This is a genomic window from Pseudoalteromonas sp. G5_S1_14_S5, from assembly GCF_054968605.1.
On the sequence record NZ_JBQKUM010000134.1, the window covers coordinates 1 to 5,451 of the forward strand.

Annotated in this window: 5 protein-coding genes and 1 pseudogene; 4 read left to right on the forward strand and 2 right to left on the reverse strand. The window is 39.3% G+C overall.

Annotated features, from left to right (window positions below):
* A pseudogene (locus ACTRWI_RS21750) lies at nucleotides 1-238 on the reverse strand (IS110 family transposase); the annotation flags it as partial.
* A gap of 90 nt (nucleotides 239-328) precedes the next feature.
* On the opposite strand from ACTRWI_RS21750, the gene ACTRWI_RS21755 reads away from it, so the two are divergent.
* From ACTRWI_RS21755 to ACTRWI_RS21770, 4 genes are all read left to right on the forward strand, one after another.
* The gene (locus ACTRWI_RS21755; RefSeq protein WP_499133797.1) at nucleotides 329-1,237 is read left to right on the forward strand and encodes a phosphotransferase enzyme family protein; all 909 of its coding nucleotides are present in this window, start codon (nucleotides 329-331) and stop codon (nucleotides 1,235-1,237) included.
* A gap of 225 nt (nucleotides 1,238-1,462) precedes the next feature.
* Entirely contained in the window at nucleotides 1,463-1,777 is a 315-nt protein-coding gene (locus ACTRWI_RS21760; RefSeq protein ID WP_499133798.1) for a hypothetical protein, read from the forward strand.
* Between the two features lie 58 nt (nucleotides 1,778-1,835).
* Nucleotides 1,836-3,545, forward strand: coding sequence for a hypothetical protein (locus tag ACTRWI_RS21765; protein ID WP_499133799.1), 1,710 nt, complete (start codon nucleotides 1,836-1,838; stop codon nucleotides 3,543-3,545).
* A 444-nt stretch (nucleotides 3,546-3,989) separates the two neighbouring features.
* Nucleotides 3,990-4,196, forward strand: coding sequence for an NUDIX domain-containing protein (locus ACTRWI_RS21770; RefSeq protein ID WP_499133801.1), 207 nt, complete (start codon nucleotides 3,990-3,992; stop codon nucleotides 4,194-4,196).
* A gap of 607 nt (nucleotides 4,197-4,803) precedes the next feature.
* Here the strand turns inward: ACTRWI_RS21770 and ACTRWI_RS21775 are convergent.
* Nucleotides 4,804-5,187: a hypothetical protein gene (locus ACTRWI_RS21775; RefSeq protein ID WP_499133800.1), complete on the reverse strand. Its 384-nt coding sequence runs from the start codon at nucleotides 5,185-5,187 to the stop codon at nucleotides 4,804-4,806.
* Nucleotides 5,188-5,451 lie beyond the last annotated feature (264 nt).

Here is a 5,451-nt window from a genome sequence, read left to right on the forward strand (position 1 = left end):
TATTTAACGGCCATAATACGGGCGTCGTGACCCAGTTTATTGAGTCTTCTTGCCCAATAATGTGCACCATCACACGCTTCAACGCCTATACACATGAGTGGCATATTTGCTATTGTAGTCAGTAGTTTAGATCGATTACTGACTTATGAAGTATGACTTTACCGTTTTGGTCTACGGCATGAAGATTAAAGTGGTTTTTAGCTAGGTCGATACCGCAGAAATAAGAATAATTAGACATGCTGCCTCCGGTGCAATTAAGTACCACATAAGTGTGGCATATCCTCTGTAGGGGGAATCCATGTCATTCGTTATGAATATTGGAGCATCTATGAAAGATGACATTCGATACTTTAAACAAAAGCTTAATGAAACTTACGATATCAATGTCACTGATGTTTCTGCTCTCTCGAGTATACATGAGTTGTATCAACTCACGACGGTCTACGGTGAACAATATGTTGTTAAGCTTTATAGAGCTAGTCATTGCTCTTTGTCGCATTTGACGTCAATGACCGAGTTCAATTCTAGCTTGAAAGCTAATCGAGTTTCTGTAACCGTCCCTGTCCCAGGAGTTGACGGTAAGTATGTCCAGTATATTGATGATATGTATGCAGTGTTAAGCCATTTTGTACATGGGGATACGGTGCCCACTCTCAATTCTTCTCAATGTTACTTATTTGGCCTAGAGTGTGCTCGGCTCCATTTAAAACAGAGCAAGCACGATTTCCCACCTAAAAAAACCGAAGAGTTGCTCACTTTACCTTTACTCAATATCAGAGCCGGTTATAGGCACAAGCAAGAAGAGGTTGGGGTTATCGAAACCTTAGCTACGCAAGTGGAGGTCAACTTGTCTAAGTTTACTTTACCGGAGGTTTTGTGCCACGGAGATTTCCATTGGGGTAATGCAATCTTCTCATCAGAGCAAATCACGATACTTGACATGGATTTCTGTTGTAGAAGTTGGCGAATATATGACCCTGTAGTCTTCTTATGGAATCTTCTATTCACTCATAGTGACAACATTAAAGGACAATGGTCATCATTTCTGAGTGGTTATCAGTCAATCTCAGAGTTCTCTGAAGAAGAGCTTATAGCTATTCCGTGGCTTTTAATAGCTCATAATATTTGGCATATTGGTTTTATTGGCGAGGCTACAATTGATGAGTGGGAATTTGATGATTACTGGTTCGATCGCAAGTTCGAGTTGTTTGCGGTAATTAGAGATATTTATCTATAAAAATATTTATAACAAATTGTTCAATAGTGATTCGGCACGCGTGGCATTTTTATTATGCGTTAGGCTCAGTGGTTAAGATCTTAGGGCTCCCCACAACTAGCATAGAAGAATCGTGTAGATAGCGTGAAAAAGTAGGCAAATTCATTCTCATTTAGCGTGAAGGATCTGGCCTTAGCCGTAGAAGGCCTCAAAGCGATAAGTGCGGCAGCGTTCCGGTGAAAAGATGTGGGGACCCCTCAGGGTCTGGATGATGATGGTTTTCTTGCCATCATTGATGCCAAGCAAATGAAAGAGCTTTCGGTTCGGATGTCGAGAAAAGCTGCCGGTGATACTTTTCAACTCAGTCCTAATTGGGTTGAAGCGGTAATTGTTAACCTTGAACGCGAGGTAGAGCATCTTGAAGATACCAATTCTTCCTCGAAAGCGGCTGAGATAGAACGTACTATTGCAAAAATTAAAAAAGCTAAAAATAGCGGTAAGATCAAAACAGGAGTTTTCACCGTTGACAAAAAACAGGCGATATCTATATTACCCCTGTGATTATCAAAAACAAATAATAATGGAAAAGGGGGGAGGAAACTCCCCTCTTTGAAAAAAAATGAATATACTCCTCGCAGAAACTTCGGCTTTGGCAGTTGCCGCGAAGTTACGTAGTGAAATCATATTAAATTATGACTCATTACCGTCTGATGAACGCTACCTTCTCTACTCTTATGTTGCGAACGCAAAAAATAACGGATTCTTCGGCTGGTACTTATATGAAGATATCCACAGTTTTCGAGCTTGGTCATCGATCGCCGCTTATTTAATGTTTATTGATTCAAAGGATCAGCAGACAGATAGTATGCTCGAAGTGTTATGTTTTGCCTTACTTGGGAAAAACAAAGATCTTATCGATCTCGTATTAAACTACGATTATCGATTTTTAGATGACTCTTTTCTTGTTAGTGTTTATGACAAAGGAGAGAGTTTTCACCTACACAAGTTCGCACTGTTGCAGCAGTGGACGGCACTGCAAGATTACATCCAGTTACTAGAAAAAAGCTATTCAGAAGGGCGTTATAAAAATGTGGTGACGGAAAGTGTTATCAGCATCCCGTTTGATTTGAAAATGGAAATGGATTTCTACACCGCACTATTGGCTAAAGACCAAAAAGCCATGCAAACAGTGATCGATGCACTTTCTAAGCTGCAAAAAGCTAACCAATTAAGCTCAAATGTAAGCGAACGAAAACAATATTTGTTTTCTTCTACATCTTTTTTATTGAACACCGTTGCCATAAAGAACGGATTTGCACTTGATGTGTCTGAAGATGTGGTTCCAAATGCTTGGTTAGATAATGTCGATTATGATATTCAACCGACGCCTTGGCGAATGATGATTGAGCTGCAAGAGTCGTACTCTTTCTTTGAACATTCTAATATTAATATTGACTATAGTTCGAGTAAAGAACCTAAGGTGTTAGAAAATATCTGGATTGTATTACGTTTATCACAACTGCTAAATCTCGACTCACAAAAATCAGACCTTACTTGGACTCACGTTCTTAAGAATAGAGATATTAATCCGTCTGTTATCAGCAGTTTTGCAGCTTCGCTTTACTCAATTGATAAGAATGTAGATGTATTAAAGTTCGTAGGGGTAGGAATTAAAAACCATTGGCGCAATAGAGTCACTGCCATGGCAATTTATGATAACTTGGCTTGGAGTGATGCAGTCTGTGGCCAAATTTGGTTGCCTATTTTAGGAAATAATAAATCTATTATTCAATCGATTAGTACTTTCCCTAATGTTGATGAAGATTCTCTTTCTTACCAAGATCGAAAGTCGCACCAGATGTTTCTAGAGGATAGGTTAAAGATAGGTTCGAAAGTCCATCGCTTTTGGCTATTCCAATTAGCTTTAGCCAATGATTTTGATACACTAAAGATCCACGCTGAACAGGTATTGGAATCAAACGTCACCAAAGAAGCAAAAACGGAAGCCGAATTTTTTGTTAGTTTGTTAGGTGGAAAAACAGTGGAAATGACAGCATCAATTAACCAAATGCTAGTTGAATATAAAACAGGCCGTAGAAGTAATAACCACTTCGGAATGTCTAACTTTATTGCTGTTGATGCACTAGTTTGCTCATTGGTCGCTAAACAAAATGGTTTTGTCATCGACATTCAATCCCCATATGTGCCTCAAGCGTTGCTGGAACCAGGGCAACCGAGTGATGTTACTGGACTTATCACTTATGAAGGAGTCATGGACGGTGTACAGGAGGCTGTTAGTAGATTGAAGCGTTATTTCGATATTTTGTAGTTGCAGCTTTCTTAGGATAATTCATTCGATAGAGTTTAGTGGACATCCATCGTAGATACTTTTTATCTGTTGGTAGAGATGCGAAGGCAAAAGGTATGTCCTGCTAGTTATATATACTTGGTTATTGTGTGAACTTACGACCTATAGTTCCTATTAACTTAAATCGATCTCGATGTACAAGGTTCTAGCAGTCTTTTACTGGTGTTATATCAGTATTCCTAATGGGTGCAACTTTGCTTTTTCGCACTCTTTTTGGCTATTTATGTAATAATTATAGTTAATCAATAATTTAGGTAAGATGTGGGGGTCCCTCAGGGTTAAGGTGGTATGCGGTGGCTTAGGTATTGAGTGCCTCACACCTTAACAAGACGTAGGCAATCTTAGGAGAGGCAGTGTGCAACATTTTAGGGGTGCAAATCAGTAGTTCATTGTAACGAGCAAATTATCACCTATAAAAGAGATAATATTTCTTCCATCTCATATCCAAATTGTTGGGATTTACCCGGTGGCGGTCGTGAAGGGAACGAAACGCCAGAGGGTTGTGCACTTAGAGAATTTAAAGAAAAATTTGGTATCGAACTGTGTCCATCGCGTATTCATTACAAGCAAAAAGTAGAAAGTCATACAGGCTTTGGTTGTGCGTATTTGTGAGTTACGCGAAATTCAGTTTGGCGATGAGGGGCGATATTGGAAGCTTATGGACATAGAAACGTACTTAGCTCTTCCAGACGCTGTTCCATCCAATCAGCGAAGAATAAGGGGTTATCTCAACCTATGAGTTTGTATTGCTAACAAAAGACTGTGGTTTCAAGATACTTTTTCATACCTGATCTTGATGCAACTAAGTCATTTAAGCTAACAAGGTTTTGTCCAAAAGCGAGCTGTAGGTCATAGAAACACTGTTGCCAATATGCATTTTCGTGCCTATTATTAACTTGCTTACTTTTAACATCATCATGTCACCCATATTTTGCCCACTTTCTTAACTTCGATCCGTGGGCTTCTTTTCACTTTGTCATACCTTAAGTTATTCATGAATATCGAATATTCGATTTGCTGAAACTGATTTTTGTCCAAAGACGTGCAGGTGCCGTTCTCGGCAAACTGTGAACATCAGGCGATTCTGTCGTACCTAGCTAGTTGATATTGCGAAGCGCTGTTCTAGTTTCGAAGTACTTTTCAACTCGAAAACCTCGCGCCTCATACTCATACTGCAAGATTTTGATGGCTATCGCGAGGATAAGTATTTACACCTCGTTCATTCATTCCGCTCCCTATTTTTATTTTGTAACGTCACAAAAATTGCGACTAACCTTAAAAAACTAATAAACGATGTTCGGCGTCTGGGCCGACTGGGAAGTGCTTTTATATCTTTTCGTTGGTCTAAATAAAAACGGGTTTGTTTTACTTCAATCGCAACATGTCCAGGCGCTTTGTACTTAAGATATTTACCATATTCACTAACAATGGTTTTGGCGTACCTCTCGAAGTGTGGAAGGAATTCTTCAAGTTGTTTCGGCAAGATAATAGAAAAGCAGTTTCTATTCAGATCAAGCTTATTTTCTAACGCATCTATCCAGAACTCGATATGATTGAAGTACGGTGTCACTTGGCTCAAATCAGTAAGAAGCGCATCGTTCATAAACCATTTTATTTCTATGATTTGGTTTGATAAGTCGAGAATCTGAACAAACTTTATCAGCGTTAACGCTAGGTACTTATTCGACGTTCGGCGTCTTTTGCGCCAACTAAATCGATTATCGCTCCTCGAAGGAGGTTTAAATTAATACTGTTTGTTAATTCACCTTGCTTGTCATCAAAGGCCGAGACCCATTTTCAAGCTCAGCGATATTTGGCTTAGGTTGTGAACTATAATTAAAGAAGTGGCCCCCAATTTTCGGACATG